Origin of the sequence: Kribbella sp. CA-245084, from assembly GCF_050942355.1 — a bacterium.
GTDB lineage: Bacteria > Actinomycetota > Actinomycetes > Propionibacteriales > Kribbellaceae > Kribbella.
In genome coordinates, this window is record NZ_CP192053.1 from 1,789,086 (window position 1) to 1,814,839 (window position 25,754).

The 25,754-nt window shown below is 68.1% G+C and carries 21 protein-coding genes; 13 read left to right on the plus strand and 8 right to left on the minus strand.

Translation table 11 applies throughout. The annotated features are described in order from the left end of the window. The first annotated feature begins 2 nt into the window (after positions 1-2). Both ACQPYH_RS08800 and hpf read left to right on the plus strand, forming a co-directional pair. Entirely contained in the window at positions 3-692 is a 690-nt protein-coding gene (locus ACQPYH_RS08800; RefSeq protein ID WP_432888878.1) for a ComF family protein, read from the plus strand. 238 nt (positions 693-930) lie between these two features. Beyond that, complete coding sequence (gene hpf, locus ACQPYH_RS08805; RefSeq protein WP_198681653.1) at positions 931-1,557, plus strand: ribosome hibernation-promoting factor, HPF/YfiA family; 627 nt, start codon at positions 931-933, stop codon at positions 1,555-1,557. Positions 1,558-1,623: 66 nt separating this feature from the next. Here hpf and ACQPYH_RS08810 read toward each other — a convergent pair whose 3' ends face one another. Continuing rightward, positions 1,624-2,439 (minus strand): S1 family peptidase, encoded by an 816-nt coding sequence (locus ACQPYH_RS08810; RefSeq protein WP_432888880.1) that lies wholly within the window; start codon positions 2,437-2,439, stop codon positions 1,624-1,626. A 159-nt stretch (positions 2,440-2,598) separates the two neighbouring features. On the opposite strand from ACQPYH_RS08810, the gene ACQPYH_RS08815 reads away from it, so the two are divergent. Together ACQPYH_RS08815 and secA are read left to right on the plus strand one after the other, a co-directional pair. Further along, positions 2,599-3,813 (plus strand): winged helix-turn-helix domain-containing protein, encoded by a 1,215-nt coding sequence (locus ACQPYH_RS08815; protein WP_432888882.1) that lies wholly within the window; start codon positions 2,599-2,601, stop codon positions 3,811-3,813. Between the two features lie 196 nt (positions 3,814-4,009). Further along, positions 4,010-7,000 (plus strand): preprotein translocase subunit SecA, encoded by a 2,991-nt coding sequence (gene secA / locus ACQPYH_RS08820; protein WP_432888884.1) that lies wholly within the window; start codon positions 4,010-4,012, stop codon positions 6,998-7,000. Positions 7,001-7,051: 51 nt separating this feature from the next. On the opposite strand, the gene ACQPYH_RS08825 is transcribed toward secA, so the two are convergent. Next, positions 7,052-8,305, minus strand: coding sequence for an SGNH/GDSL hydrolase family protein (locus ACQPYH_RS08825; RefSeq protein ID WP_432888886.1), 1,254 nt, complete (start codon positions 8,303-8,305; stop codon positions 7,052-7,054). Positions 8,306-8,375: 70 nt separating this feature from the next. Between ACQPYH_RS08825 and ACQPYH_RS08830 the strand changes: the two genes are divergently transcribed. Further along, positions 8,376-9,332 (plus strand): NAD(P)H-dependent flavin oxidoreductase, encoded by a 957-nt coding sequence (locus ACQPYH_RS08830; protein ID WP_432888888.1) that lies wholly within the window; start codon positions 8,376-8,378, stop codon positions 9,330-9,332. On the opposite strand, the gene melA is transcribed toward ACQPYH_RS08830, so the two are convergent. Genes melA through ACQPYH_RS08860 form a run of 6 tightly spaced genes read right to left on the minus strand, consistent with a single transcriptional unit; the run spans position 9,296 to position 15,362 of the window. Next, positions 9,296-10,585: an alpha-galactosidase gene (melA, locus tag ACQPYH_RS08835; RefSeq protein WP_432888890.1), complete on the minus strand. Its 1,290-nt coding sequence runs from the start codon at positions 10,583-10,585 to the stop codon at positions 9,296-9,298. The two genes, ACQPYH_RS08830 and melA, sit on opposite strands and share 37 nt — an antisense overlap. Further along, positions 10,582-11,496, minus strand: coding sequence for a carbohydrate kinase family protein (locus ACQPYH_RS08840; protein ID WP_432888892.1), 915 nt, complete (start codon positions 11,494-11,496; stop codon positions 10,582-10,584). The genes melA and ACQPYH_RS08840 overlap by 4 nt, the downstream gene beginning before the upstream one ends. Position 11,497: 1 nt before the next feature. Then, positions 11,498-12,316: a carbohydrate ABC transporter permease gene (locus ACQPYH_RS08845; RefSeq protein ID WP_432888894.1), complete on the minus strand. Its 819-nt coding sequence runs from the start codon at positions 12,314-12,316 to the stop codon at positions 11,498-11,500. Next, positions 12,313-13,236 (minus strand): carbohydrate ABC transporter permease, encoded by a 924-nt coding sequence (locus ACQPYH_RS08850; RefSeq protein WP_432888896.1) that lies wholly within the window; start codon positions 13,234-13,236, stop codon positions 12,313-12,315. The genes ACQPYH_RS08845 and ACQPYH_RS08850 overlap by 4 nt, the downstream gene beginning before the upstream one ends. Next, positions 13,236-14,528: an ABC transporter substrate-binding protein gene (locus tag ACQPYH_RS08855; protein ID WP_432888898.1), complete on the minus strand. Its 1,293-nt coding sequence runs from the start codon at positions 14,526-14,528 to the stop codon at positions 13,236-13,238. The genes ACQPYH_RS08850 and ACQPYH_RS08855 overlap by 1 nt, the downstream gene beginning before the upstream one ends. Before the next feature lie 30 nt (positions 14,529-14,558). After that, complete coding sequence (locus ACQPYH_RS08860) at positions 14,559-15,362, minus strand: endo alpha-1,4 polygalactosaminidase (protein ID WP_432888900.1); 804 nt, start codon at positions 15,360-15,362, stop codon at positions 14,559-14,561. 282 nt (positions 15,363-15,644) lie between these two features. Between ACQPYH_RS08860 and ACQPYH_RS08865 the strand changes: the two genes are divergently transcribed. From ACQPYH_RS08865 to ACQPYH_RS08900, 8 genes are all read left to right on the plus strand, one after another. Next, the gene (locus ACQPYH_RS08865) at positions 15,645-16,217 is read left to right on the plus strand and encodes an OsmC family protein (RefSeq protein ID WP_432888902.1); all 573 of its coding nucleotides are present in this window, start codon (positions 15,645-15,647) and stop codon (positions 16,215-16,217) included. A gap of 31 nt (positions 16,218-16,248) precedes the next feature. After that, on the plus strand, positions 16,249-17,451 hold the full coding sequence (locus ACQPYH_RS08870; RefSeq protein WP_432888904.1) for an NAD(P)-binding domain-containing protein: 1,203 nt from the start codon (positions 16,249-16,251) through the stop codon (positions 17,449-17,451). Next, a complete protein-coding gene (locus ACQPYH_RS08875) occupies positions 17,448-18,557 on the plus strand; it encodes an NAD(P)/FAD-dependent oxidoreductase (protein WP_432888905.1) in 1,110 nt (369 codons plus the stop codon). The genes ACQPYH_RS08870 and ACQPYH_RS08875 overlap by 4 nt, the downstream gene beginning before the upstream one ends. 33 nt (positions 18,558-18,590) lie before the next feature. Next, positions 18,591-21,626, plus strand: coding sequence for an ATP-binding protein (locus tag ACQPYH_RS08880; RefSeq protein ID WP_432888907.1), 3,036 nt, complete (start codon positions 18,591-18,593; stop codon positions 21,624-21,626). 69 nt (positions 21,627-21,695) lie between these two features. Next, the gene (locus ACQPYH_RS08885) at positions 21,696-22,715 is read left to right on the plus strand and encodes a LacI family DNA-binding transcriptional regulator (RefSeq protein WP_432888909.1); all 1,020 of its coding nucleotides are present in this window, start codon (positions 21,696-21,698) and stop codon (positions 22,713-22,715) included. Positions 22,716-22,754: 39 nt separating this feature from the next. Continuing rightward, positions 22,755-24,038, plus strand: a complete 1,284-nt coding sequence (locus tag ACQPYH_RS08890; RefSeq protein WP_432888911.1) for an extracellular solute-binding protein — start codon at positions 22,755-22,757, stop codon at positions 24,036-24,038. Next, positions 24,035-24,931, plus strand: a complete 897-nt coding sequence (locus ACQPYH_RS08895; protein ID WP_432888913.1) for a carbohydrate ABC transporter permease — start codon at positions 24,035-24,037, stop codon at positions 24,929-24,931. Before ACQPYH_RS08890 ends, ACQPYH_RS08895 begins: the two co-directional genes overlap by 4 nt. Further along, positions 24,931-25,749 carry a carbohydrate ABC transporter permease gene (locus ACQPYH_RS08900; protein ID WP_432888915.1) on the plus strand — a complete coding sequence of 273 codons (819 nt, stop codon included), beginning with the start codon at positions 24,931-24,933 and terminating at the stop codon, positions 25,747-25,749. Before ACQPYH_RS08895 ends, ACQPYH_RS08900 begins: the two co-directional genes overlap by 1 nt. Positions 25,750-25,754 lie beyond the last annotated feature (5 nt).

Consider the following 25,754-nt stretch of genomic DNA (forward strand, 5'->3'; position numbering starts at 1 on the left):
CGGTGCCGGTCCGGGACGCGTTCGTGGATCTCGTCCTGGGCGGCCGGTGCGCGGGCTGCGACCGGCCCGGCGTAACTCTCTGTGATGGTTGCCGGGGGCTACTGACGCCGCTGACTCCGTTCCGTGCATGGCCCGACCCGCCACCGCCCGGACTCCGTACGCCGACCGCCGCCGCGCCGTACGCCGGGGAGTTGCGCGCGCTGATCCTGGCCCACAAGGAGCACGCCCGGTACGCCCTCGCGAAGCCCCTCGGCCGGCTACTGGCAAGCGTCGTCCGGACCGCGCTGGGAGACCGGCGGGCGGCCTGGTTGTGCCCGGTCCCGTCGTCACCGGCAACGGTCCGGCAGCGCGGGCACGATCCGCTCCGGCGGATTACGAAGGCTGCCGTCAGATCCCTGCGGAGACAGGGAATCGACGCCCGGCCGGCCGACGCGCTGCGCGTCGTACGGCGTCCCGAGGACCAGGCCGGGCTGTCCGCGGAACGCCGTACCGCCAACCTGGACGGGGCTTTCGAGCTGCGTTCGCGCTGGGCTGAAACGCTGATGGATCAACCGGTCTTGCTGGTCGACGACGTGATCACCACCGGTTCCACGCTCAGCGAAGCCTGCCGCGCCTTGGAATCCCGGGGAATTCCGGTTCTGGGCTGTGCCGTTCTGGCCGCGACACAACGGCTTTCGGCGTCTGGTTCATGAGAACTTCCCTACCGGTTTTCGCCGAAGCCGACTAGCGTTGGCCTATGACACCCGCAGGGGCTTGTCGGGCAGTGGAGTGGCGCAGGACCGGATCAGCCGGATTCCTGGCCGCGGAGTCCGACCGGCTCGTCCGCGGGTGTTCTCGTTTCGGGCGCCCCAATCGCCACCGACAGAGCGAGGACACGAAATACGGGGGTCCGGAGACGTAACAGAGAGTCGCCGATCGATGGAGGTTTCCGTGGACGTCGTTGTCAAGGGTCATCACTGCGAGGTCAGTGACCGCTTCCGGCAGTACGTCGAGGAAAAACTCGAGCGGATCGAGAAGGTCGATCACCGGGTACTGCGTTGCGAGGTGGAAGTCAGCCAGGAAAAGAACCCGCGACAGCACGATCGGGCGATGCGTGTCGAGCTCACCATGTACACCAAGGGTCCGGTGGTCCGCGCAGAAGCCTGCGGCGAGACCAAGCAGGCGGCGTTCGACGTCTGCCTGGACCGGCTCCGGTCCCAGGTCCGCAAGGCGGCCGACCGCCGCCGGGTGCACCGCGGTGAGCGCGGCCCGGAGGGCCTGCGGCACGTGAACGCGAAGCAGCCGCTCAACGGCAATGCACCGGTAGTGGAGGAACCAGTCGCCGAGGACGAGGTGGCGACACACAAGTACGGATCTGTCCTGGTCACCGGCGATGGACCGCTGGTGATGCGGGAGAAGACCCACACCGCCAAGCCGATGACCCTGGACCAGGCGCTCTACGAGCTCGAACTGGTCGGGCACGACTTCTACCTGTTCGTCGACGCCGACGAGAACCAGCCCAGCGTCGTCTACCGCCGCCGCGGCTACGACTACGGCGTGATCCGCCTGGCCGTCTAGACCTCGGGAGGAGCACGACGAAGGGGCCGGGCAGTCGCCCGGCCCCTCGCTTCGCCCTACGAGTGGTCAGCCGTCGATCTGGGCCTGCAGCTCGGCCGCGTACGTCGCGACCTCGGCGTACACGCCCGGGTTGCCGGCGTCCGCGCAGCCGACGCCCCAGGAGACGACACCGAACAGGCGGCCGTTCAGGACCAGCGGACCGCCGGAGTCGCCCTGGCAGGAGTCCTTGCCGCCGTCCTCGTAGCCGGCGCAGATCTCGCCGTCCGGGGCGTAGCCCTCACTCGCGTACGCCTTCGCGCAGTAGTCGTCACCCAGCACCGGCACGTCGACCTTCTGGAAGGTGTCCGCCGGTCCGGTGTCCTCGGTGTCGCCCCATCCGTAGACGATCGACGCCGCACCGGCCGTGTCCGCTGCCTTGTCGGTCTCCAGTGCCAGCGTCGGTACGCCGTCGAACGGCGTGGCCAGCGTCAGCACCGCGACATCGTGGCCCGGCGACTTGCCGTACTCCGGGTCCACCCAGATGTTGCTGATCTTGGATTCCTTGCCGGTGGACTTGTCGCTCAGCACATCCCGGCCCTGGATCGCGGTGTAGGTCGACGCGGCCTCGGTGGTGCAGTGGGCCGCGGTGACGATCTTGTTCGCCGCCACCAGCGTCGACCCGCAGTACTCTCCGGTCGGGTCGGGGGAGCCGCTGTTCGAGAGCTGGATGGCCCAGGGCGTGTCGGCCGTGTGCGCGACGGTGCCGCCGACGATCCGGGTCTTGGGTCCGTCCGGCGACTGCGCGGCCGACGCGGAGCCGGCTACGGCCACCGCACCTAGGGACGCCGCGGTCAGTACGCCGGCCGCCAGGGCAGCGCGGACCACATGCTTCTTTCCTGTCATGCCTCACTCCAGGGAGATAGGGGCCACGCGGGCGGGTGGCCTCCTCGCAGGCTCTCCCGAACACCATCCGTAGCGCACCTCCCACTTTCGGTAACTCCGGAGTTATGCCCGCCCAGGTACTGCACGGTTTCTGTCGGTGCTACCCGGCAGAATCTCCCCATGACGACGCAGCTCCAGCTCTCGACCGCTCAAGCGCGCCGGGTGGCGCTCGCGGCCCAGGGGTTCACCGACCCCAGGCCCAAGGGCACTCCGGACATGCGGGCCCTGAGCCGAGTGCTGGGCCGCATCGGGCTCGTCCAGATCGACTCGGTCAACGTGCTGAGCCGCACGCAGTACCTGCCGCTCTACTCCCGCCTCGGGCCGTATCCGCGAGATCTGCTCGATCGGGCAGCCGGCAAGGCGCCGCGACGCCTGGTGGAGTACTGGGCGCACGAGGCGTCGCTGATCCCGGTCGAGACCCACCCGCTGATGCGCTGGCGGATGGCGCGGGCGACCGAGGAGGCCTGGGGCGGTCCGCGGTCGATCGCGCAGAAGCGTCCGGACCTGGTCAAGCAGGTGCTCGCCGACGTCCGCGCGCACGGCCCGTTGACCGCCCGCGAGATCGACGACGACGTCGAGCGCACCAAGGACAACTGGGGATGGAACTGGTCGGACGTCAAGCAGGCCCTGGAGTTCCTGTTCTTCGCGGGCGAGATCACCGTCGCCCGCCGCAACCAGCAGTTCGAGCGGCTGTACGACGTACCGGAACGGGTGCTGCCCCGCGATGTCGTGGAGACGCCGACGCCGACGCTCGACGAAGCGCACCGCGGTCTGGTCTCGATCGCGGCGCGGGCTCATGGCGTCGCGACGGCGCAGTGCCTGCGGGACTACTTCCGGACCGCGCCGGAGCCGACGCTGCAGGCGATCGCCGAGCTGGTCGAGGAGGGCGAGCTGGTCCCGGTCCGGATCGACGGCTGGAAGCGCCCGGCGTACCTGCACAAGGACGCGCGGCTTCCGCGCCGGGTGAACACGCGAGCCCTGGTCAGCCCGTTCGACTCGCTGGTGTTCGAGCGCACGCGGACCGAGGTGCTGTTCGACTTCCGGTACCGGATCGAGATCTACGTCCCGGCGGAGAAGCGCATCTACGGGTACTACGTGCTGCCGTTCCTGCTCGGTGATCGGCTGGTCGCCCGCGTCGACCTGAAGGCCGACCGGACCGGCGGCGTACTGCTGGTCCAGTCGGCGCACGCCGAGCCGAAGGCGCCGGTGGAGACCGCCGAGGAGCTGGCCGCCGAGCTCGTCCAGCTGGCCGGCTGGCTCGGGCTGGACCAGGTCCGGGTGGCCGGTGGCGGTGACCTTTCGCCAGCGCTCAGTGACGCGTTGCGAGGTTTCTGAGAGAGTGCTGGGAACTTTCCGGCCCGCTCGAGCGTGGGTCGGATAACCCTGTGACAGTCGCTCGGGCACGCTGCGGGCGTGGCTTGGCACACCCGGCCCCGTACGATGGGGGACGCACGTCTTCCCACTGGGGTCGGCCGTGCCATGCGGCGTCGCCCGCTTCCAGGCAGCAGCAGCAAGGAGAGAACTCCCCACCATGAAGGTTGTCGACAAGGTCCTGCGGATCGGCGAGGGCAAGATCCTCCGCGAGCTCACCCGCATCGCGAAGATGGTCAACTCCATCGAGGACGACTTCGTCGCCATGTCCGACGAGGAACTGCGCGGGCAGACCGCGGACTTCAAGCAACGCGTGGAGAACGGGGAAGACCTGTACACGGTGATGCCCGAGGCGTTCGCCGTGGTCCGGGAAGCCGCCAAGCGGACCCTGCACCAGCGCCCGTACGACGTGCAGATCATGGGCGGCGCGGCGCTGCACCTGGGCAACATCGCGGAGATGAAGACCGGTGAGGGCAAGACCCTGGTCGGCACCCTCCCGACGTACCTGAACGCGCTGTCCGGCAAGGGCGTGCACGTGGTCACGGTGAACGACTACCTGGCCAAGTACCAGGCCGAGTGGATGGGCCGGGTGTATCACTTCCTCGGCCTCGACTACGGCGTGATCCTGCCGGAGATGTCCCCGGCCGAGCGCCGGATCGCCTACAACAAGGACATCACCTACGGCACCAACAACGAGTTCGGCTTCGACTACCTGCGCGACAACATGGCCGGCAGCATCGAGGACTGCGTCCAGCGCGAGCACAACTACGCGATCGTGGACGAGGTGGACTCGATCCTGGTCGACGAGGCCCGGACCCCGCTGATCATCTCCGGCCCGGCCGAGGACTCCCAGCGCTGGTACGTCGAGATGGCCCGGATCGCGAACGTGCTGAAGGCCTGGACCCTCGGCGACGAGGCGGAGCTGAAGCGGAAGAACCCCCGCGTCACCGACCTGGAGATCGACGAGACCAAGCGCCGGGTCGCCGACTACGACGTCGACGAGAAGAAGCGTACGGTGGCGATCCTCGAGCGCGGGATCGAGAAGGTCGAGGACCGGCTCGGCATCGACAACCTGTACGAGTCGGCCAACACCCCGCTGATCAGCTACCTGAACAACGCGCTGAAGGCCAAGGACCTGTTCCACCGGGACAAGGACTACGTGGTCGTCGGCAGCCAGGGCCAGGAAGAGGTCCTGATCGTCGACGAGCACACCGGCCGGACGCTGCACGGCCGGCGCTACAACGAGGGTCTCCACCAGGCGATCGAGGCCAAGGAAGGCGTCGAGATCAAGGAGGAGTACCAGACCCTCGCGACGATCACGCTGCAGAACTACTTCCGCCTCTACTCCAAGCTGGCCGGCATGACCGGTACGGCGATGACCGAGGCCAACGAGTTCTCCAAGGTCTACAAGCTCGGCGTCGTCCCGATCCCGACCAACAAGCCGATGATCCGGGTCGAGGAGCGGGACCTGATCTACCGCACCGAGGACGCCAAGTTCGACGCGGTCGTCAAGGACATCGTCGACGTGCACGGGACCGGGCAGCCGATCCTGGTCGGCACCACGAGCGTGGAGAAGTCCGAGCGGCTGTCCCGGCAGCTGCTCAAGGAGAACATCGCGCACGAGGTGCTGAACGCGAAGCAGCACGCCCGTGAGGCCGCGATCGTCGCCGAGGCCGGCCGCCGCGGTGCGGTCACGGTAGCCACCAACATGGCTGGCCGTGGTACCGACATCATCCTCGGCGGCAACCCGGAGTTCCTCGCCGACAAGGAGCTGCGGGCCCGCGGCCTGGACCCGGCGGACGACGTCGAGGAGTACGAGTCGGAGTACCCGAACCTCCTCGAGCAGTTCGAGAAGCAGGTGAAGGAGGAGCAGGAAGAGGTCCGCGAGCTCGGCGGCCTCTACGTCCTCGGCACCGAGCGGCACGAGTCCCGCCGGATCGACAACCAGCTGCGCGGTCGCGCCGGCCGGCAGGGTGACCCGGGCAAGTCCCGGTTCTACCTGTCGCTCGAGGACGACCTGATGCGGCTGTTCAAGCGCGAGATGGTCGACTGGGCGATGTCGCGCAACGACGACGACACCCAGCCGCTGGAGAACAAGATCGTCACCAAGGCGATCGCGTCGGCACAGGGCCAGGTCGAGGCGCAGAACTTCGAGACCCGGAAGAACATCCTCAAGTACGACGACGTGATGAACCGGCAGCGCCACGTGGTGTACGACGAGCGCCGCCGCGTGCTCGAGGGCGCCGACATGCGCGACCAGGTGCACGACATGCTCGAGGAGACCGTCACCGGGTACGTGCAGGGCGCGACCGCGGACGGGTTCGCCGAGGACTGGGACCTGGACGCGCTGTTCACCGCGATGAAGACGCTGTACCAGACCGAGCTGACCGAGGAGGACCTGGTCGAGGAGGCCGGCGGCGAGAAGGCCGGTCTGACGCAGGACTTCCTGGTCGAGCGGTTCCTCGAGGACGCGAACGCGGCGTACGAACGGCGCGAGGAGCTGCTCGGCGAGGAGGCGATGCGCGAGCTGGAGCGGCGCGTCGTGCTGAGCGTGCTGGACCGCAAGTGGCGCGAGCACCTGTACGAGATGGACTACCTGCGCGAGGGCATCGGCCTGCGCGCGATGGCGCAGCGCGACCCGCTGGTCGAGTACCAGCGCGAGGGCTACGACATGTTCGCCTCGATGATGGAATCGATCAAGGAAGAGTCGGTCGGCTTCATCTTCAACGTCGAGGTCGACATCGAGGCGATGCGGGCCGAGATGGAGCTGGCCTCCGAGGCGGCGCTGGCCGATGAGGACAACCTGGCCGGCCGCCGGATCGAGGACATCCTCACCCCGGGTGCGCCGGTCGCGGAGTTCGCCGGCCGGACCGAGGGCGACGACGAGGACCGGCCGCAGGACACGCCGCGGCCGCGGGACACGCCGCGCCTGCGCGCCAAGGGTCTGAGCACGGAGAGCCGCCCGCAGCGGCTGACGTACTCCGCGCCGACCATCGACGGTGACGACGAGGTCGCACAGCACGAGGACGCGGTCGAGGGTGGCAAACTCGAGTACGCCGGTACTCCGCGCAACGCGGCCTGCCCGTGCGGCTCGGGCAAGAAGTACAAGCGCTGCCACGGCGACCCGCAGTCGGACGTCTACAAGTTCTGAGCAGCACGTAGCGAAAGGGCCGGTCCAGGTGGACCGGCCCTTTCGCTGTGCTCACAGGGTTTTGAGGTCGACGGCGTCGGCCATCACCCGGTAGCCCGCCTCGTTCGGGTGCAGGTGATCACCGCTGTCGTACTTCGGCGCCAGCCGGGCCGGATCGACCGGGTCGGCGAGAGCGCTCGCGAAGTCGGCGACGGCGTCGAACTCGCCGCTCGTGGTGATCCAGGCGTTGACGGCCGTCCGGAGTTGCGCGCTGTGGGCGGTGTAGACCGATGCGCCGCGGAAAGGACTCAGGGTCACTCCGACGACGATGATGCCGCGAGCATGGGCGTCGCGGATCAGCGCCCGGTAGCCGGAGATGAGCTGGGCGGAGGTGATCGGGGGATTCGGGGTCGTGCAGGTCGTCGGCGGGAGCGCGGGGTAGCCGAGGTCGTTGACGCCGATGAGGACGAGCGCTGTCGTGGTTCCGGGCTCGTCCAGCACGTCGCGGTGGAACCGGGTGAGGCCACTCTCGCCGTAGCAGGCTGAATCGGTCAGCAGCCGGTTGCCGCCGAGCCCGGCGTTCAGCACTGGGCGGCCAGACGGGGCGAGGCGTGCGGCCAGCAGGTCTGGGTACCTCCGCCCGGGCGCAGCGGTGTAGCCGTTTGTGATCGAGTCCCCGAAGGCAACCACCGAACCGCCGCTGGCCGGGGTCACGTCGACACCGGCCAGGAAATACCAGCCACCACTCGTCTCCCTGTACGCCTTCCCGCCGTTGGTGAGCTGGTCGCCCGCCGCCCGGTACGACGCCCCCGTCGCGCCGAACTCGTGGAAAGTGGCCGGACCGGTCTGGCCAGCGAAGTACAGAGTGATCGCGAGCTGAGTGCCGCTGGTCAAGCTGGGCAGTGGAACCGCGTCGCCGGTGAGCTGACCGCCCGCCGGGATGCTGACCGAGTCGGCGCCTCCGAACCGCATCGGTTGCACCGATCCAGGCACGACCGCCGCGCCCTTCGCCGCCTTGGCGACAGTCGCACCGGTCAGCTCCAGCGGCCGTACGCCGTACTGGTTGCTGATCCTGATCCGTACGTCAGACCCGCCCGAGCTCAGCCGGATCACCTGGCGCACCGACTGGTTGGCGAATCCCTGCTTGGACCAGTTCTGGTTCGCATTGGGCTGCTGGAGCGCGGTCATCCACGCAGCACTCCACGCCGGCTGTGCCGCGGGCGTGGCCTGTCGCGCCGTGGCAGGCACGAGTGAGGTGTGCGTTGCCACGGCCACCAGCGCGGCCAGCACTCCCGCGACCGCACACCAACTCCGCCAAAACCGCACGTCAGGTTCCTTTCGTCACTCCCTCGATGCGCACGGACCGCCCGAGGTTGTGATGGGTGATGATGAGCACATGTGGCTGACGGAGACGTTCGGGCTGTCCGTGCCGGTGATCGGTGCGCCGATGGCGAATGTGAGTGGCGGCCGGCTGACCGCGGCCATCTCGACGGCCGGCGGGCTGGGGATGCTCGGCGCCGGCTCGGCGGTGACGGCTGACTGGATCCGGACCGAGGGCGCGATCGCGGCGGAGAGCGGCAAGCCGTACGGGATCGGGCTGATGGCGTGGTCGGTGCAGGAGTGCCCGGAACATCTCGAGGCCGTGCTGGAGCTGAAGCCCGCGCTGGTATCGCTCAGCTTCGGCGACTACGCGCCGTACGTCGGGACGCTGCAGGCAGCCGGGATCGTGGTCGCGACCCAGGCCGGCACGGTCGCGGATGCGCGCGAGGCGATCGACGCCGGGGTGGATCTGATCGTGGCCCGCGGTGCGGAGGCCGGTGGGCACGGGCGGAACTCGGTGGCTACGTTGCCGCTGCTGCAGGCAATCCTCGACCTGACTGACCTGCCCGTGCTCGCGGGCGGCGGGATCTCCGGAGCACGCGGTCTGGCTGCTGTGATGGCGGCCGGTGCTGCTGGTGGGTGGATCGGGACGGCGTTCCTCACCTGCGTCGAGGCACAGACCAAGGCACCGGCGCGTCAGGCGATCATCGCAGCGGACGAGACGGCCACCGTCTACGGCACGGTCTTCGACGCCGCATCGCGGGCCGGCTGGCCGGACGAGTTCGGTGGCCGGGCCCTGCGGAACGCGTACTTCGACAACTGGGAAGGCCGCGAGGACGAGCTGAAGTCGGACGACGCCGGCCATGCCGAGTACGTCGACGGCAGCAAGGCCGCCGACCCCGCCCGCGCGTCGATCTACGCGGGCGAGGGCGTCGGAGCGTTGACCGGCGAGCCCACCGCGGCCGAGGTGCTGGCCGGCTTCGCGTCGTACCGCGACTACTTGAGGGCCGCCCTCAACGACGGATCCAAGTAGTTGTTGTGGGCAACGACCAGATCGTTGCACAGGGCCCAGATCTTCTCGACCGGTAGCGTCCCGGCCGTTGCCGGGTCGACCATGACGGCCTGCCGGATCGCGCGCGGGTCTTGGTCGATGGCGGCCTGGACGGTGAGCTCGGCGACGTTGAGGTACGAGCGGTTGAGGGCCGCGCACTGGGGTGGGAGTTCGCCGACCGCGGTGGGTTGGACGCCCGTAGCGTCTACCAAGCTGGGGACCTCGACGACGGCTCCGGACTGCAGGTTGGGGATCAGGCCGGTGTTGGGGACGTTGGCGTAGACGGTGCGTGGGGTGCCGGTCACGATGCTGTGGATGATTTGCGGGGCGTACTCCATCGTCGGGTCGACAGTCAGCGGCTCGCCGGCCTTCAAGGCACCGCGGGTTTGTTCGTAGGACGCGAGGTTCTCCGCGACGATCTCCAGGTAGGCGCCGATCGGCAACCGCAGGCGGTCGACTTCCGAAGCGTGGCCGAGATACCACGGGACGTACTCCGAGGAGTGTTCGCTGGTCTCCGTCGGGTAGAACCCGAGCCGCCGGTACATGTCGACGCGCACCCGCCGCAGCAGCTCGGGATCCGCGGCGATGGCCTCGTCCAACCGGTCGTACAGGTTCTCGGCGCCGCGTTCGAAACGCAGTACCCACGACTGGTGGTTCACGCCGGCGGCCAGGTAGGTGACGTCCTCGTACGGGACGCCGACCAGCTCGGACAGGCCCTGCATCGTCCAGTAGACCGAGTGACAGAGGCCGACGACGTTCCGTACGCCGAGGGCCTTCAGGTACCAGACGTTCATCACCATCGGGTTGGTGTAGTTCAGCAGCCATGCGTCCGGGCAGACGTCGGCGATGTCCGCCGCGAGCCCACGCAGTACCGGGAAGGTCCGGAGCGCGCGGAACACGCCGCCGACGCCGAGCGTGTCGCCGATGGTCTGCCGGATCCCGTACCGCGCGGGGATCTCGAAGTCGAGCTTCGTCGCCTCGTTCATCCCGACCTGGACGATGTTGATCACGAAGTCCGCGTTCTCGAGGGCTGCCCGCCGTTCGAGGTGTGCCGTGATCTGCACCGGCCGGTCCTGAGCCAGGTACGACGCGGCTGCTGCCGCCGTGTCGAGCCGCTCGGGGTCGATGTCGTGCAGCGCGATGTGCAACGGACCCAGGTCGAGGTCGAACAGGTCAGCCAGCAGGCCTTGGGTGAACACCACGCTGCCGGCACCGATGAAGGCAATCTTCGTCATGCTGTGGCTTCTTCCCAAGTCGGTTGAGCGGCGGTTCCGCCGGCTGCGCGGGTGGAGAGCGAACCGCAGGCGGCCGCGATCGCCAGGGCACGGTCGGGTTTCATCCCGTTGAGTACGGCGGCCACCCATCCGGCGTCGAAGCTGTCACCTGCGCCGACGGTGTCGACTGTTTCCACTTTCACAGCCGGTGCGGTGAGGACCCTGGAACCGTTGTGGGCAAGAGCGCCCTCCGCTCCGTTCTTCACCACGACCAGCGGACCGCGGCGAGCGAGGATGCCGGCCGCGTCGACGACCGAATGATGGCCGGTCAGCGCGAGGGCCTCGGCAGCGTTCGGGAGGAAGTAGTCGGTGACTCGCAGGATCGGATCGAGAACCGTCCGGTCCCACGTGCCAGCCGGGTCGTCGTTCGGGTCGAGCGAGGTAGTCGCCTTCGCGGCTTTGGCCTCCTTGAAGATCCTCGCCAACCCGACCGCCAACTCGGGCAGCAGATAGAACGAGCCCGCATGCACATGCCGCACCGAGCAGACCATACGGTTTGGTATGTCGGCCGCAGTGACGGCCGGCAGGCAGCCGGGGGAGGTGAGGATCGCGCGATCGTCCCCCGACGTGAGGATGGTGGTGAGCGGGGTCGGGAGCGACGGGTCGGTCACCAGCGCGGACACGTCGACCCCGCGCTCAGCGAGCGTCGTACGGACGAAGGCCCCGGCGGCGTCGTCCCCGACCCGGCCCGCGAACGCGACGCTCAGCCCGAGCCGTGCCGCGCCGCATGCCATGATCGAAGCCGAGCCGCCGAGGACGAGCGAGCCGGAAGGAACCAGCCGTTCCTTCTGCCCGAAGAGGATCGGTTGCGCGACCGGCCCGACCACCACGTCGGGATTCGCGTCACCGATCACGAGAAGGTCGAAAGTCATGTCATCCCTTGAGTCCGGTGGATGCCAGAGAGCGGATGAACGCCTTCTGGGCAAGGAGGAAACCGAGCAGTACGGGCAGCACGGTGATCACGTTGCCTGCCATCACGGCGGCCCACTGGGTGTGGTGCTGGCCCTGGAAGGTGGTCAGGCCGAGCTGCAGCGTGTACGTCGAGTCGCTGTTGATCGCGATCAACGGCCAGGTCAGGTCGTTCCAGGTCGCGAGGAACGTCAGTACGGCGACTGTGCTGAGCGCCGGCCTCGCCAAGGGCAGCACGATCGAGATCAGAATCCGTAGCCGACCACACCCGTCGATCCAGGCCGCTTCCTCGAGCTCACGGGGGAGCGAGACGAAGAACTGCCGGAACAGGAACACCGACAGCGGCGTGACCAGCGACGGCACGATCAGCGCGCCGAGCGTGTCGATCAGCCCGAGCTCCTTCATCACCAGGAACGTCGGGATCATCGTCAGCTGGAACGGGATCACCATCGTGGCCAGCATCAGCCCGAGGACGATCCTCGACCCGGCGAACCGGATCCGCGCGAACGCGTACCCGCCGAGCGAACCGAGCACCAGGTTCGCCGTCACCGCGACCGCCGAGACGATGAACGAGTTCAGGAACCACCGCGGGAACAACGCGTTCCCGAGCACATACCGGTACCCGCCGAGGTTGATGCCGTGCGGCCACAGCGCCGGCGGGAACCGGTTGATCTCCGCGTTGCTCATCACCGAGCTCACCAGCAACCACACCAGCGGCAAGGCAAACAGCAAAGCCAACGGCGCAAGGACGAAGTGCCAAGCACTGAAGGGCAAACGCTTCATCGCGAAGCCACCCTCCGCCGGTAGATCTGCAGCGCCACACCGATCACCAGCAACGCGACAGCCAAGGTGTACGCCGCCGCCGCGCTGTAGCCGGCCGTGAACGTCTTGAACGCCTTCTCCCAGATGAAGTACACGATCACCGTCGTCGACCCGAGCGGCCCGCCCTTCGTGGTCACGAAGACCAGATCGAACACCTGCAACGCGTTGATCGTCTGGAACAGCACCAGGAAGATCGTCACCGGCGTCAACGCAGGCAGCGTCACATGCCGCAGTACGCCCCAGCGCCCGGCGCCGTCGATCCGCGCCGCCTCGACCAGCTCGCTCGAAACTCCTTGCAGGCCGGCCAGATAGACGATCACGCAGAACCCGGTCCCGCTCCACAACGAGATCGCGACCAGCAGATAGAGCGCCTGCCCCGGATCGCTGAAGAACCCCTGCGCCGGCAACCCGAGCTTGTGCAGCACCGAGTTCGCGACGCCGAACTCCGGGTCGAGCACGAACGAGAACAGCACGCCCTGCGCCGCCGCCGACACCACGAACGGCACGAACACCAACGTCCGGTACAACCCGATGAACGCGATCTTCCGATCCAGCGCGATCGCGATCGCCAACCCCGCGATCACGCTCAACGGCACATACAGAACCGTGTAGATCAGCGTGTGCGAGACCGCCGATCCGAACGCCGGATCCTTCAGCAACGCCTTGTAGTTCGCCAGTCCGACCCACTCACTGGGCGACACCAGATCGTTGACCTGGAACGACAACAGCAACGACCACAACACCGGTACGACGCTGAGCCCGAGGATGATCACCACCGACGGACTGACGAACGCCCATCCGGTCGCACCTTCACCCCGCGCGCGCCGCTTCGCTGCCTTGCTCCGCGGGTCGAGCGTGAACGTCCCGACCACACTGGCCATCAGTTCGGCACCGCCAGCACCTGGTTGCACTGATCAACGGCCTGCTTCAACGCGTCATCGGGGCTCGCCTTCCCGAGCAGTACGGAGGCAATCGCCTCGCCCAGGTGCTGCGAGATCTGCGGGTACGTCGTGATCGTCGGCCGCACCTTCGCCGTGTCGAGCGCCTTGACGAACACGTCCAGCCCGTTCGTCTCGGTGGAATGCTTCTTCCACTGCGGCAGCTCGGCCGTGGCCTTCGTGATCGGCAGGCTGCCACCCTTCATGTCCCACTGGATGTCCTGCGCCGGCTCGGCCAGCCAGGCGACGAACTCGGTGGCCGCCTTGACCTTCGCCTTGCCGTTGTCGAAGACCGTCCAGGTGTCCGGCCCGGAGATCGTCAACGGCTTCCCGGAGTACGACGGCAGCGGTACGACGCCGTAGTCGACGCCGGCGTCCTTCAGCTCCGGGAGCTGCCAGGGGCCGGTGGCAACCATTCCCATCCGCCCGCCGAGGAAGACCTGGTAGAGCTGTTCGCTGCCGGGCTTCGGGTCGACGTACAGCGACTTGTCGGTGCGGAGCCGGTCCAGTGTGCCCAGCGCCTGTGCGCCGACCGAGTCGAAGCCGACCTTCTTCCCGTCGCTGCTGACGACGTCGCCGCCGAGGTCCCAGATCATCGGCCAGATCCGCCAGACCGTGTCCTCGTCGCCGACCCCGGGCCAGCCGGTGCCGAAGATGCCCTTCGCCGGGTTCGTCAGTTGCTTCGAGGTGGCAACGAAGTCGTCCCAGGTCCAGCCGTCCTTCGGCGGCTGTACGCCGGCCGCGGCGAACAACTTCTTGTTGTAGACCACGCAGAGCGAGTCGAGCAGCGCCGGCGCGGCCCGGACCTTGCCCTTCACGCTGACCGCGTCCTTCGCGGCCGGCCAGTAGTCGTCGATCTTCAGGGCGCCGGTCAGGTCGGCGACCTTCGGGCTCTTGGTCAGGCTGGCGAGGTCCGACCCGAAGATGTACGCGATATCCGGGTAGGACCCCGCCGCCAGACCGGCGGTGACCTTCTGCAGCATGCTGTCCGCGGTGACCCCGCCACCGCCGCCGACCACCTTGATATTCGGATGACTGCTGTTGAACGCGGTGATCAAGGAATCGATCGCGGCCTTACCGGTGTCGACCTGGCCGTGCCAGAGGTCGAGCGTGACGACACCGTTGGCATCGGCGCCTTCGTCGTCGTTCTTGCCGCACGCGGCCAGCGAGCCCGCGACGGTTGCGGCGGCCGCGGCCCGGAGGACGTCGCGGCGGGACAGAGTTCGAGCATGCATGAGGGTCTCCAGAGCGATGGAGGAAGGAATTCAGCAGGTCTTGCGGACGTATCCGGAATCACCCGGAGTCGAGACGTCGACGTCGCGCTGCACGATCGTCAACGTCCCGCCGTACTGCGAGCAGGCCTTGGTGCGACCGCTGTTGGTGTACTCGATCACGATCACGTTGTTGCCAAAGGCATCGACGTAGTCACCGCACTCGTCGTACGTGCCGCACTCCTCGGCGACCGCGAAGTCCAGGCCGATCGCCTGCCGGGAACCGGCCAGCTCGACCGTGTTCTTCTGGGCGATAGCGAGGTTCTTCGAGTGTGCGTGCGTGGCGAGCAGCGTCAGGTACGCCTTCGCGTTGGCAGCCGTGAGCAGCTTCTTCGAGCGGGTATAGCTGTCGTAGTTGTCCGGCTCGATCGCCTTGTACCCCTTGGCCGCACAGCCGTCGATCCAGCCGTTGACCTTGGCGGCGATCCGGCTCCGCTTGTCCGCCGTACGGAAGTCGAGCAGCGGTTCGCCCCAGTCCTGGTCGATCACGAGCTTGCCCTTGGCGTCGCGGAGCAGCAGGTCGGAGTCCCACTGTCCTTGTTCGCCGGGCTGGACCTGGAAGGCGTTGACGTAGCAGATGTTGTAGAGCCCGGCCGCCGGTGCGGCGGTCCGGTCGCGGGTGACCACCTGGACGCCGGCGGGCGGCGTGTAGGCCCCGCCGATCTGGTAGTCGAATTTGGCGTGCGTCGGCGGCAGGGTGACGGCCGCGTCGGCAGAGGTGCGGGTGAGAACGGTTCCTGTGACTGCGAGGGCGGTGGCCGCGACTCCGGCGAGGAGGCGGCGAGAGAGTCTGGACACGATTTGCTCCATCGGTCCCGGGGACGCGACCCCGCCTCGGGTCTCACCTGAACCCTGGCGCCGGAAAACCGGACTTCAGGCCATCGGCCTGCTACCGGCTGGGTGCGTCACTGCCGAACAAGTTAAGCGACGAGATGACCGTGCGGTCAAGGGCAAACTTGCAAAGAAGTGCGCGAATTCCCCCTGATAGCGCGGCACTGCGCACGGGAAGGTCGAGGGAAGAGCCCGGGAAGGCAGCCCTCCTAGCGTCCTCGGCAGACACCACCCAGCGAGGAGGGGACCATGACCACCGCAACCGAGAGCCCACGCCGAAATGGCGTGGACACCGCAACGCTGTTCGCGACGATCGACGCCGTCAAGGGGCAGAAAGAGATCGCCAAGTTCCAGTTCCGGGCGAGCAACACCTGGGTGTCCGGGACCCACAGCCGCTCCACCGCGTCGGACTTCTTCGGCGCCATGCAGGAGCTCAGGCACAAGTCCGACACCGTGGTCGAGTTCGACCACCCCGAGGTTCTGGTCGGCACGGACCACGGGCCGACGCCGGTGGAGTACCTGCTGCACGCGATCGCGGCGTGCCTGACGGCCGGCGTCGCCAACATCGCCGCTGCCCGCGGTGTCGAGCTCACCAAGGTCACGTCGACCGTCACCGGCGACATCGACCTGCTCGGGATCCTCGGCCTGTCCGACGGCTCGGTCCGCAACGGCTACGAGCAGATCCGGGTCGCGTTCACGATCGAGGGCGACGCGGACGAGGAGACGCTGCGCGGCATCGTCGAGCAGTCCCGCCGCCGGTCCGCCGTGTACGACGTCCTCGTCAACCCGACGCCTGTCGCCATCGACGTCATCTGCGCCTGACCAACCGCCGTACGAGCCGAGGGGGACCGGGATGACCACCATCGACACCATCGACACTGTTGTGATCGGCGCCGGCCATGCCGGTCTCGCCGTCAGTCGGCTGCTCGCCGAGGCCGGTCGCGATCATGTGGTCGTCGACCGCGGCCGGATCGGTGAGAGTTGGCGCACCGCGCGCTGGGACTCGCTGCGGCTGCTCTCGCCGAACTGGATGATGCGCCTACCACACTGGGAGTACGGCGGGCCGGACGCCGACGGGTTCCTGCCGGCCCGCAGATTCGTACGGCACCTGGAGCTCTACGCGGAGTCGTTCGGCGCGCCGGTCGTCTCCGGCGCCACGGTGCTCGAGCTGTCCACCGCAGGGTGCGGTGCGTACCGGCTGGTCACGGATCGAGGCACCTGGCGCACCAGGCACGTCATCATCGCGACCGGTCCAGGAGTACCCCGCGTACCGGCCGGGCTGCGTGAGGTCGTGACCGCGGCCGCCTATCGCAACCCGGCGCAGCTCGCGCCGGGAGGTGTGCTGGTGATCGGGGCCTCGGCCTCCGGCGTGCAGATCGCCGACGAGCTCAACCGGGCCGGTCGCGAGGTGTACCTGTCGGTCGGCCGGCACACGCGAGTGCCGCGTTCGTACCGCGGCAAGGATGTCTTCTGGTGGCTGGAGCGCACCGGGCGGCTGGCCCGCACCATCGACGAGGTCCGCGATCCGGCATCGGCCCGACGGGAACCGTCAATGCAGCTGGCTGGCCGCGCCGGGGAGCTCGACCTGGTCACACTGCAGGCCGGAGGCGTCCGGCTACTCGGTCGCTTCGACGGAATGGACGGGAGCCGGGCATGCTTCCGGCCGGACCTGGCCGAGACTGCGGCCGCGGCCGATGCGCGCATGAACCGCCTGCTCGACGCACTGGACGAGTACGTCGGTGACGCCGCGCTCGAGCGGCCCGCTGCATTGGTGGCGCCAGCGCCAACACCCGTCGTCGACGTGCACCGCGCAGGCATCAGCACCGTGCTCGTCGCCTCCGGATACCGACCCGACTACCCCTGGCTCCGCTTGCCGATAACGGGTCCGGACGGTCAGATCCAGCAGGCTCGCGGCATCACCGCGGCACCCGGTGTGTACGTCGTCGGCCAGCGCTTCCAGCATCGACGCGACTCGGCGTTCATCGACGGAGCGCGCTATGACGCGGCGTATGTCGTCCAGCACCTGCTGGCGTGCAGGGCGGAGCCTGCCGCATGAACGCGCAGTACGACGTGGTGGTCGTGGGCGGCCGGGTTGCGGGAGCGTCGACCGCGATGCTGCTGGCGCGGGCCGGGGCCAAGGTCGCTCTGGTCGAGCGGTCCGCGTATGGCAGCGACACCGTCTCGACCCATGGCCTGATGCGTGCCGGCACCATGCAGTTGTCGCGGTGGGGGTTGCTGGACAAGCTCACCGGTACGCCGCCGATCCGGAGTACGACGTTCCACTACAGCGATCGCGAGCCCGAGCAAGTGTCAATCCGTCCGGGTGGTGGGGTGGATGCCCTGTACGCACCGCGTCGTCAACTCCTCGATCGGATCCTCGTCGATGCCGCGGCCGATGCGGGAGCGGAGATCCGGCACGGAGTAGCTGTTACCGCGCTGCTGCGCGACGAGAACGGTCGGGTCACCGGTGTACGCCTGCAGGATCGTTCGGAGCTCACCGCCGGGATCACGATCGGTGCCGATGGCATTCGCTCGACCGTCGCGTCGGCGACCGGCGCTCCCGTCGTACGCCGGGGTCGATCGTGCAGCGCCGTCCTGTACCGGTACTACGCCGGCGTGCAGTCCACGGGCTACGAGTGGGCCTACGCACCGGGCGGGGCCGCTGGTCTGCTGCCCACAACGGACGGCGCGACCTGTGTCTTCGTTGCGACCACGCCGACACGGATGCGATCGCTCCGCCGCGACGGTGCCGAGCAGGCCTTCGCGACCGTGCTCGCGGACATGGCGCCGAGCCTGACCGACCTGCTGATCCCGGCGACTCCTGTGGATCGGATGCACGGCTGGGCCGGTGCAGCTGGATTCTTCCGGCAGGCGTGGGGACCGGGCTGGGCGCTGGTCGGCGACGCGGGCTACTACAAGGACCCGATCACCACGCACGGAATGACCGACGCCCTGCGCGACGCCGAGCTCCTGAGCGATGCCTTGACCGGACCGGAGGTGGCGCTCACGAAGTACCAGGCCACGCGCGATGAGCTCTCGATCGCGCTGTTCGAGGCGACAGAGTCGGTCGCGTCGTACACCTGGAGTCTCGACGAGATTCGGGAGCTGCTGCGGAAGGTCAGCTCGGCGATGAAAGCCGAGGTCACGCAGTTCGTGCTGTAGAAGGGGATTCCTCTGACGCCTACGATCCGAGACATGCAGGTCAGCGTGCAGCTGCTGGGCGGCTTCGTCGTCCTCGTGAACGGTGCGCCGATCACCGCGGACCGGTGGACCCGGCGGGGTGCGGCCGCGCTGGTCAAACTGCTGGCCCTGTCGCCTGACGGCCGGCTCCATCGGGACCGCGTCGTCGATGCCCTGTGGCCGGAACTCACGCTGGACGTCGCACTGCCACGGCTGCACAAGGCCGCGCACTATGCCCGCGGCGTTCTCGGTGATCGGGATGCGGTCGTGCTGAAGGGCGAGGTGATCGCGCTGTTCCCGGGCGCGCGGCTCGACGTCGACGCCGCCACCTTCGAGGCCGCGGCCGAGGGCGCGCTCGCCGTTGAATCGCCCGAATCCTGCGCCGAGGCGCTGAAGCTGGCCGGTGAGCTGTTGCCCGACGACCTGTCCGAGTCGTGGCTGGAAGAACCCCGCGAACGATTGCGCCTACGGGTCCTGCGCCTCCTCCGCGGTGCCGGCCGGTGGGAGGACCTCCTCGCGCTGGACCCCGCGAACGAGGAGGCGCATGTCGAACTCCTCCGCGAATCCGTGCTCGCCGGAGATCGCACGAACGGACTGCGTCGCTACGCGCGTATGGAACGAGTCCTGCACACCGAGCTGGGTCTCGCGCCAGGGCCCGAAGCCGTCGTACTGCGTGATCGCTTGCTGGCCGTCGATCCCGGACAGCAGCCTCCGCCGGTACTCCGGGCTGCCGGCCGGACGCACTTGGTCGAGCGCGACGCGGAGCTGGCGCAACTCGGTACGGCGTGCGATCTCGCCGTAGACGAAGGCCGTGGTGTCGTCATGCTCGTCTCGGGTGAGGCGGGCGCCGGGAAGTCTGCCCTGGTGCGCGCCTTCCTCGATCAACTGGATCCTGCGATCCGGGTAGCAGTCGGCGGGTGTGACGACCTGCTGGCGCCGCGGAGCCTCGGGCCGTTCCGCGACATGGCGGAGAACGATGCCGAGCTAGCAGCGGCGCTGTCCGGTGACCGTCCGGCTGGGCTGCTGCGCGTGTTCTCCGAGCGTCCGTCGGTCGTGGTGGTCGAAGACATCCACTGGGCCGATGACGCCACCCTGGATGCGATCCGCTTCCTCGCGCGCAGGTTCCCGGGCATCCCCGCGGTGTTGGTGTTGACCTTCCGCGACACCGGGATCGATGCCGGTCATCCGCTCCGCCAGTTGCTCGGCAGCCTGACCGGTCCGTCGGTCAGGCGGGTGCTCCTTCCGCCGTTGAGTGTCGAGGCGGTACGACGGCTTGGCGCGGTGGGTCCGGGGGAGGCGGTCGAGATTCATCGCGTGACGCAGGGGAATCCGTTCTTCGTCACCGAGGTGCTCGCGGGCGGCGGGACCGGCGTACCGCACACCGTCCTCGATGCCGTCCTCGCGCGCCTGGGCACGCTGTCGGTTCCTGCGCGGACACTGGTCGAACGACTGTCCGTCATCCCGACCCGCGCGGAGCGCTGGCTGGCCGAGGACCTTGCGGATCCCGGCGTACTGCTCGAGGTCGAGCGGTCCGGGATCGTGACCGGGACCAACGCGACCGTTGCCTTCCGCCATGAGCTGGCCAGGCAGGCGATCGAGTCCGCGCTGACCGCCGGAGAGCGGATCGAGGCCAACAAACAGGTGCTCGACGTACTCCTCGGGCGTCCTGAGGTGGAGCCGTCCCGGTTGGTGCACCACGCCGAGCGGGCCGGGCGGATCGACGTCATCCTCGAGTACGGTCCGGCCGCGGCGCTCGAGGCTGCTCGGCTCGGTGCGCATCGACAGGCCGTCGGCGTACTGGACGTCGTACTGCGGCATCGTGCGCTGCTCGCTCCGCGCGTTGCTGCAGAGTTGCTCACCCGGCGGGCCTACTCGCTGTACGTCGTCAACCGTTTCGCGGCCGGGCTGGAATCCGCCGAGGCAGGTGTCCGGGCTGCCGCGGATGCCGACGACGCCGTACTGCGAGCCGAGGCGTTGCTGGTGCTGGCCCGAGTCGCGATGTTCGCGCGCGGTCCAATGCGGGCGAGGCAGGCGGCGGACCAGGCCGTCGAGGTTCTCGAACCGCTGGGTGACGATGCCCGGCTTGCGGCCGCGTTGATCGAGGTGGCCCGCGCCCATAGCAACCTTGCGACGGTCGGCATCGTCGCCGAGCCCATCGAGCGCGCGGAGGCGGCGGCCGAGCGGGCGTTCCAGCTCGCGCAGCGTCTCGGCCGGCCCGAACTGGAAGCGCAGGCCAGTTGCTATCTCGGCGACGCCCGCCTGGCCCGGGGCGATTCACGCGGCGAGGCGGATCTACAGCGCGCGATCTCGCTGGCAGGGGCGGACAGCCGGGTCGAAACGCTGGTGCGGTGCTACGTCAACGCGGCGGGCGGCGCCTATCGCAGTGGCCGCCTGGACGACGCGGAGAAGTACGTCGCCGGTGGGCTCCGGGCTGCGGCCGACGGGGAGTTCTTCGCGGGGCAGTATCGGTTGCGGCTCACCACGGCCGCGGTTCAGGCGAGCCGCGGAAACTGGGACCGCGCGATCGCCGTCCTCCGGGAACTGCTGGACGCGCCGGGGGAACCAGGCGGGATGGCAGCGCTCGCTCGGAGCCTCCTCGCCCGGCTCCTCGCGCGGCGCGGCGATCCGGAAGCCGGCGAGGTCCTGGCGACTGCGCTTGCGGACGAGGCGTTTGCGGACGACAGCTTCGTGGCGACGCAACTGGCGGTGGCGCAGGTCGAACTCGCCTGGCTGGACGGCTCGCTGGGCTCGCTCACCGACGACGTACGGCGGGCCCTCGCGCTGGCCGCCGGACACCCATCTGTTCACAGCGAGCTGGTTGCGTATCTGAACCGTGCCGGGATCGACGTACCGGCTCCGATCGACGCGCCCGGACCGTGGGCGGCGACGCTGGCCGGCGACTGGGAAACGGCCGCCGATGCGTGGGGCCGTCTCGGCGAGCGCTACGAGCAGGCTGTCGTGCTGGCGACGTCTCCCGACCGTGCGGCCCGAGCGCGGGGACAGCGTCAGCTCCGCGAACTGGGCGCGGTCACGACCACCCTCGCAGTCTGATCCCATCCCTTGACGGATGGATTTAAACCGGTTTAAGTTCTGTTTAAACCGGTTTAAATGGAGGATCGAGTGAGCAAGCGCCCGACGATCGCGGATGTGGCCCGGCGGGCCGGCGTGTCCAAGGGCTCGGTGTCATTCGCGCTCAACGGGCGGCCCGGGCTGGCGCAGGCGACCGTCGACAAGATCCTCGCGGCCGCCGACGAGCTCGGCTGGCGGCCGAGCAACCGGGCCCGTTCGCTGTCGGTCTCGAAGGCGTTCGCGCTCGGCCTCGTCATCACCCGGGACCCGGCCGTGCTGTCGTCGGATCCGTTCTTCCCGGCGTTCATCGCCGGAGTCGAGAGCGTTCTGTCCACACGTGGTCAGGCGCTGGTACTGCAGGTCGTCACGGCCGGTGAGTCCGAAGCGGACGGGTACCGACGGCTCGCGCAGGACGGGCGGGTCGACGGGGTGTTCCTGTCCGACCTCCGGCATGACGATCCGCGGATCGATCTGCTCCTCGAGCTCGGTCTGCCCGCGGTGACGCTGAACCGGCCGGACGGCGAGTCGCCGTTCCCTGCGGTCATCCTGGACGACCGGCCTGGGACTCGGGCCGTCGTCGAGCATCTGGTCGAGCTGGGTCATACGCGGATCGCCCAGGTCGCCGGTCCGCCCGCCTTCGTCCACGCGACCGCGCGCACCACCGCCTTCATCGAGACGCTGGCCGCGGCCGGGCTCGAGCCGCTGACCGAGACCGGTGACTTCACCGCCGCGGGCGGGATCGAGGCCACGCGCCGACTGCTCGCCCTCCCGAAGCCTCCGACCGCGATCTTCTATGCCAACGACCGGATGGCGATCGCCGGTCTCGGTGCGGCCCAGGCAGCCGGGCTGACCGTGCCGGACGACCTGAGCATCGCCGGCTTCGACGACAGCGAACTCGCCGAGTACGTCCACCCCGGCCTGACCACCGTCCGCGCCGACCCGTTCCGCTTCGGCGAGGCGGCGGCGCTGACGCTCAACCAGCTCGTCGACGGTGCGGACGACGTACCCGACGCCGAGCTCCCGCCCGCGCAGCTCGTCGTCCGCGGCTCCACCGCATCGCCCGCGGTGTAGCCCCACCGCAGTCCCCCCGTGTAGTCCCCTGGAGGAAACATGAAGTTGCAAGCTGGACTGCTGGCCGTTGTCCTGGCCGGCTCCCTCGTCGCGTGTGGCGACAGCGGCGGCGGCTCTGGTGACGCCGACGCCGCGGCCAAGGCACGTGGACCGATCACGATCTGGTATTCGAACAATGCCGAGGAAGTGGCCTGGGGCAAGCAGATGGTGGCTGCCTGGAACGCTGAGCATGCGGATCAGAAGGTCACCGCGCAGGAGATTCCGACCGGGAAGAGTTCGGAGGAGGTGATCGGGGCGGCGATCACGGCGGGGAATGCGCCGTGTCTGATCTTCAACACCTCGCCGGCGTCGGTGTCGCAGTTCCAGAAGCAGGGCGGTCTGGTGGCGCTGGATTCGTTCCCGGACGGCAAGTCGTATATCGAGGATCGGTCGGGGGATGTGGCGCAGCAGTACAAGTCGACGGATGGGAAGTATTACCAGCTGCCGTGGAAGTCGAACCCGGTGATGATCTTCTACAACAAGAAGGCTTTCGCCAAGGCCGGTATCACCACTCCGGCGCTTGGCACCTATGACGAGTTCTTGGCCACGTCGCGGAAGGTGGTGGCGGCGAAGGCGGCGAAGGTGGCGATCTATCCGGCGCCGAGCAACGAGTTCTATCAGTCGTGGTTCGACTTCTATCCGTTGTATGCGGCCGAGACCGGCGGGAAGCAGTTGATCGAGGACGGGAAGTCGACGTTCGCCTCCGACGAGGGGAAGCGGGTCGCGGGTTTTTGGCGGACGATGTATCAGGACAAGTTGGCTTCGCCGGAGAAGTACACCGGTGATGCGTTCGTTGACGGGACGTCGGCGATGGCGGTGGTGGGTCCGTGGGCGATCGCGACCTATAAGGGCAAGGTCGACTGGGGTGTCGTCCCGGTCCCGACCTCGGCGGGGAAGCCGGCCTCGGAGATCCACACGTTCAGTGATGCGAAGAACGTTGGGATGTATTCGGCGTGCAAGAACCGTGGCACGGCGTGGGATGTGTTGAAGTTCGCGACCAGCAAGGACCAGGATGGCAAGTTCTTGGCCGCGACCGGGCAGATGCCGCTGCGTAAGGACGTCGCGGCCACGTATGCGGACTATTTCGCGAAGAACCCTGACTACAAGGTGTTCGCCGACCAGGCCTCGCGCACGGTCGAGGTGCCGAATGTGGCGAACTCGATCACGATCTGGCAGACCTTCCGTGACGCCTACTCCAAGTCGGTGATCTTCGGCCAGCAAGACGTCGGTGAGGCCCTCGACGGCGCCGCCCAGAAGGTCGATCAACTCGTCAAACAGTCATGAGGCGCGGGTTCCTCGGCCGGATCCTGGGTGACCATCCGGCCGGGACCGCGTTCGTCACGCCGTACGTCGTGTTCCTGGCCGCGGTGTTCGCGTATCCGCTCGGGTTCGCCGTGTACATGTCGTTCCACGACTACTTCTTCGCGGCGCCCGGCGCGGTCGTGGACCGGCCGTTCGTGGGGTTCGACAACTACGTGACGGTGTTGTCGGATCCCGCGGTGCAGCGGGCGTTCGTCAACGTGCTGGTCTTCTTGGTGATCAACGTCCCGCTCACCGTCGTACTGTCGCTAGGGCTGGCGAACGCGTTGAACGCGGCGATCCGCTGGCGCACGTTCTTCCGGGTCTCGTACTACGTCCCGTACGTGACCGCGAGCGTCGCGGTCGTGGGCGTGTGGCTGTTCTTGTTCAACTCCAACGGTCTCGTCAACTCGATCCTCGGGCCGCTGGCGCCAGACCCGTCGTGGTTGGTGAACTCGAAGCTTGCGATGCCGACGGTCGCGATCTATGTCACCTGGAAGCAGCTCGGCTTCTTCATCCTGCTCTATTTGGCTGCGCTGCAGAACGTGTCCAAGGACCTGTATGAAGCAGCGTCGATGGATGGCGCCGGGCGCTGGAAGTCGTTCCTCAACGTGACCGTGCCTGGCGTGCGACCCGCGACCACTCTCGTGGTTCTGGTCGCGACGGTGACCGGCGCGAACCTGTTCACCGAGCCGTATCTGTTGACCGGCGGCGGCGGACCAGACGGGGCCTCCGCGTCGCCGGTCCTGATCATGTACCAGCGCGGCATCGAGCAAGGACACCCAGACGTCGGGTCGGCGATCGGCGTGCTGCTGGTGATCGGCGTCTTGCTGCTTGCTCTGATCGAGCGGCGGTTCGTGGGGAGGGAGGAGGACTGATGAAGGGCAAGTTCATCGCGCTGCTCGTGGGCGCTTTCGTGTTCCTGTTTCCCTTCTACTACATGCTGATCGGCTCGCTACAAGCCGAACCGGACCCCTCGGTCAGTGGCGCGTTCCCGAAACCCAGCAACCTGACGCTGCACAACTACAGCGAGATCAACAAGTCGATTCACCTCGGCCGGTCCTTGATCAACTCGGGCATCTTCACCGGTGGCGTGATCCTCGGGACGCTGGTCTTCGGAGTGCTCGCCGGCTACGCGCTGGCGCGATTGCAGTTCCGCGGCCGCGGGCTGGTGTTCAACCTGATGCTGCTCATCCAGGTCGTGCCCTTCCAACTGCTGACGATCCCTTTGTATGTGCTGATCGTCCGCAGCTACGGACTCGCTGACTCCTACATGGGCATGATCCTGCCGTTCCTCATCAACTCCACTGCGGTGTTCGTGTTCCGGCAGTACTTCCTGCAGTTGCCGGCCGAGCTGTTCGACGCGGCCCGGATCGACGGGGCGTCTGAGTTGAGCATCCTGTGGCGCGTCGCGGTGCCGCTGGTGCGGCCGGCGCTGCTGACCGGCGTACTGCTGACCTTCATCGGGCCGTGGAACGAATTCCTCTGGCCGTTCCTCATTACCAAGCAACAGGACCTGCAGCCGCTCGCGGTCTCGCTGTCCAACTACCTGACGACTGTGTCGGCGCGGGCGGCCAACCCGTTCGGTGCGGTGCTCGCCGGGGCCTGTGTGCTGGCCGCGCCGGCGGTCACCTTGTTCATCATCTTCCAGCGCCGGTTCATCTCGACGAACCTGTCGTCCGGCGTCAAAGGCTAACCTCT

Bases quoted from the DNA above. Each gene is read 5' to 3' on its own strand.
- ACQPYH_RS08875 (WP_432888905.1), top strand. From the start codon at position 17,448: ATGAACGCGCAGTACGACGTGGTGGTCGTGGGCGGCCGGGTTGCGGGA.
- ACQPYH_RS08815 (WP_432888882.1), top strand. From the start codon at position 2,599: ATGACGACGCAGCTCCAGCTCTCGACCGCTCAAGCGCGCCGGGTGGCG.
- ACQPYH_RS08840 (WP_432888892.1), bottom strand. From the start codon at position 11,496: ATGACTTTCGACCTTCTCGTGATCGGTGACGCGAATCCCGACGTGGTG.
- melA (WP_432888890.1), bottom strand. From the start codon at position 10,585: ATGACGAAGATTGCCTTCATCGGTGCCGGCAGCGTGGTGTTCACCCAA.
- secA (WP_432888884.1), top strand. From the start codon at position 4,010: ATGAAGGTTGTCGACAAGGTCCTGCGGATCGGCGAGGGCAAGATCCTC.
- ACQPYH_RS08830 (WP_432888888.1), top strand. From the start codon at position 8,376: ATGTGGCTGACGGAGACGTTCGGGCTGTCCGTGCCGGTGATCGGTGCG.
- ACQPYH_RS08850 (WP_432888896.1), bottom strand. From the start codon at position 13,236: ATGGCCAGTGTGGTCGGGACGTTCACGCTCGACCCGCGGAGCAAGGCA.
- ACQPYH_RS08870 (WP_432888904.1), top strand. From the start codon at position 16,249: ATGACCACCATCGACACCATCGACACTGTTGTGATCGGCGCCGGCCAT.
- ACQPYH_RS08865 (WP_432888902.1), top strand. From the start codon at position 15,645: ATGACCACCGCAACCGAGAGCCCACGCCGAAATGGCGTGGACACCGCA.
- ACQPYH_RS08900 (WP_432888915.1), top strand. From the start codon at position 24,931: ATGAAGGGCAAGTTCATCGCGCTGCTCGTGGGCGCTTTCGTGTTCCTG.
- ACQPYH_RS08880 (WP_432888907.1), top strand. From the start codon at position 18,591: ATGCAGGTCAGCGTGCAGCTGCTGGGCGGCTTCGTCGTCCTCGTGAAC.
- ACQPYH_RS08855 (WP_432888898.1), bottom strand. From the start codon at position 14,528: ATGCATGCTCGAACTCTGTCCCGCCGCGACGTCCTCCGGGCCGCGGCC.
- ACQPYH_RS08810 (WP_432888880.1), bottom strand. From the start codon at position 2,439: ATGACAGGAAAGAAGCATGTGGTCCGCGCTGCCCTGGCGGCCGGCGTA.
- ACQPYH_RS08845 (WP_432888894.1), bottom strand. From the start codon at position 12,316: ATGAAGCGTTTGCCCTTCAGTGCTTGGCACTTCGTCCTTGCGCCGTTG.
- ACQPYH_RS08895 (WP_432888913.1), top strand. From the start codon at position 24,035: ATGAGGCGCGGGTTCCTCGGCCGGATCCTGGGTGACCATCCGGCCGGG.
- ACQPYH_RS08890 (WP_432888911.1), top strand. From the start codon at position 22,755: ATGAAGTTGCAAGCTGGACTGCTGGCCGTTGTCCTGGCCGGCTCCCTC.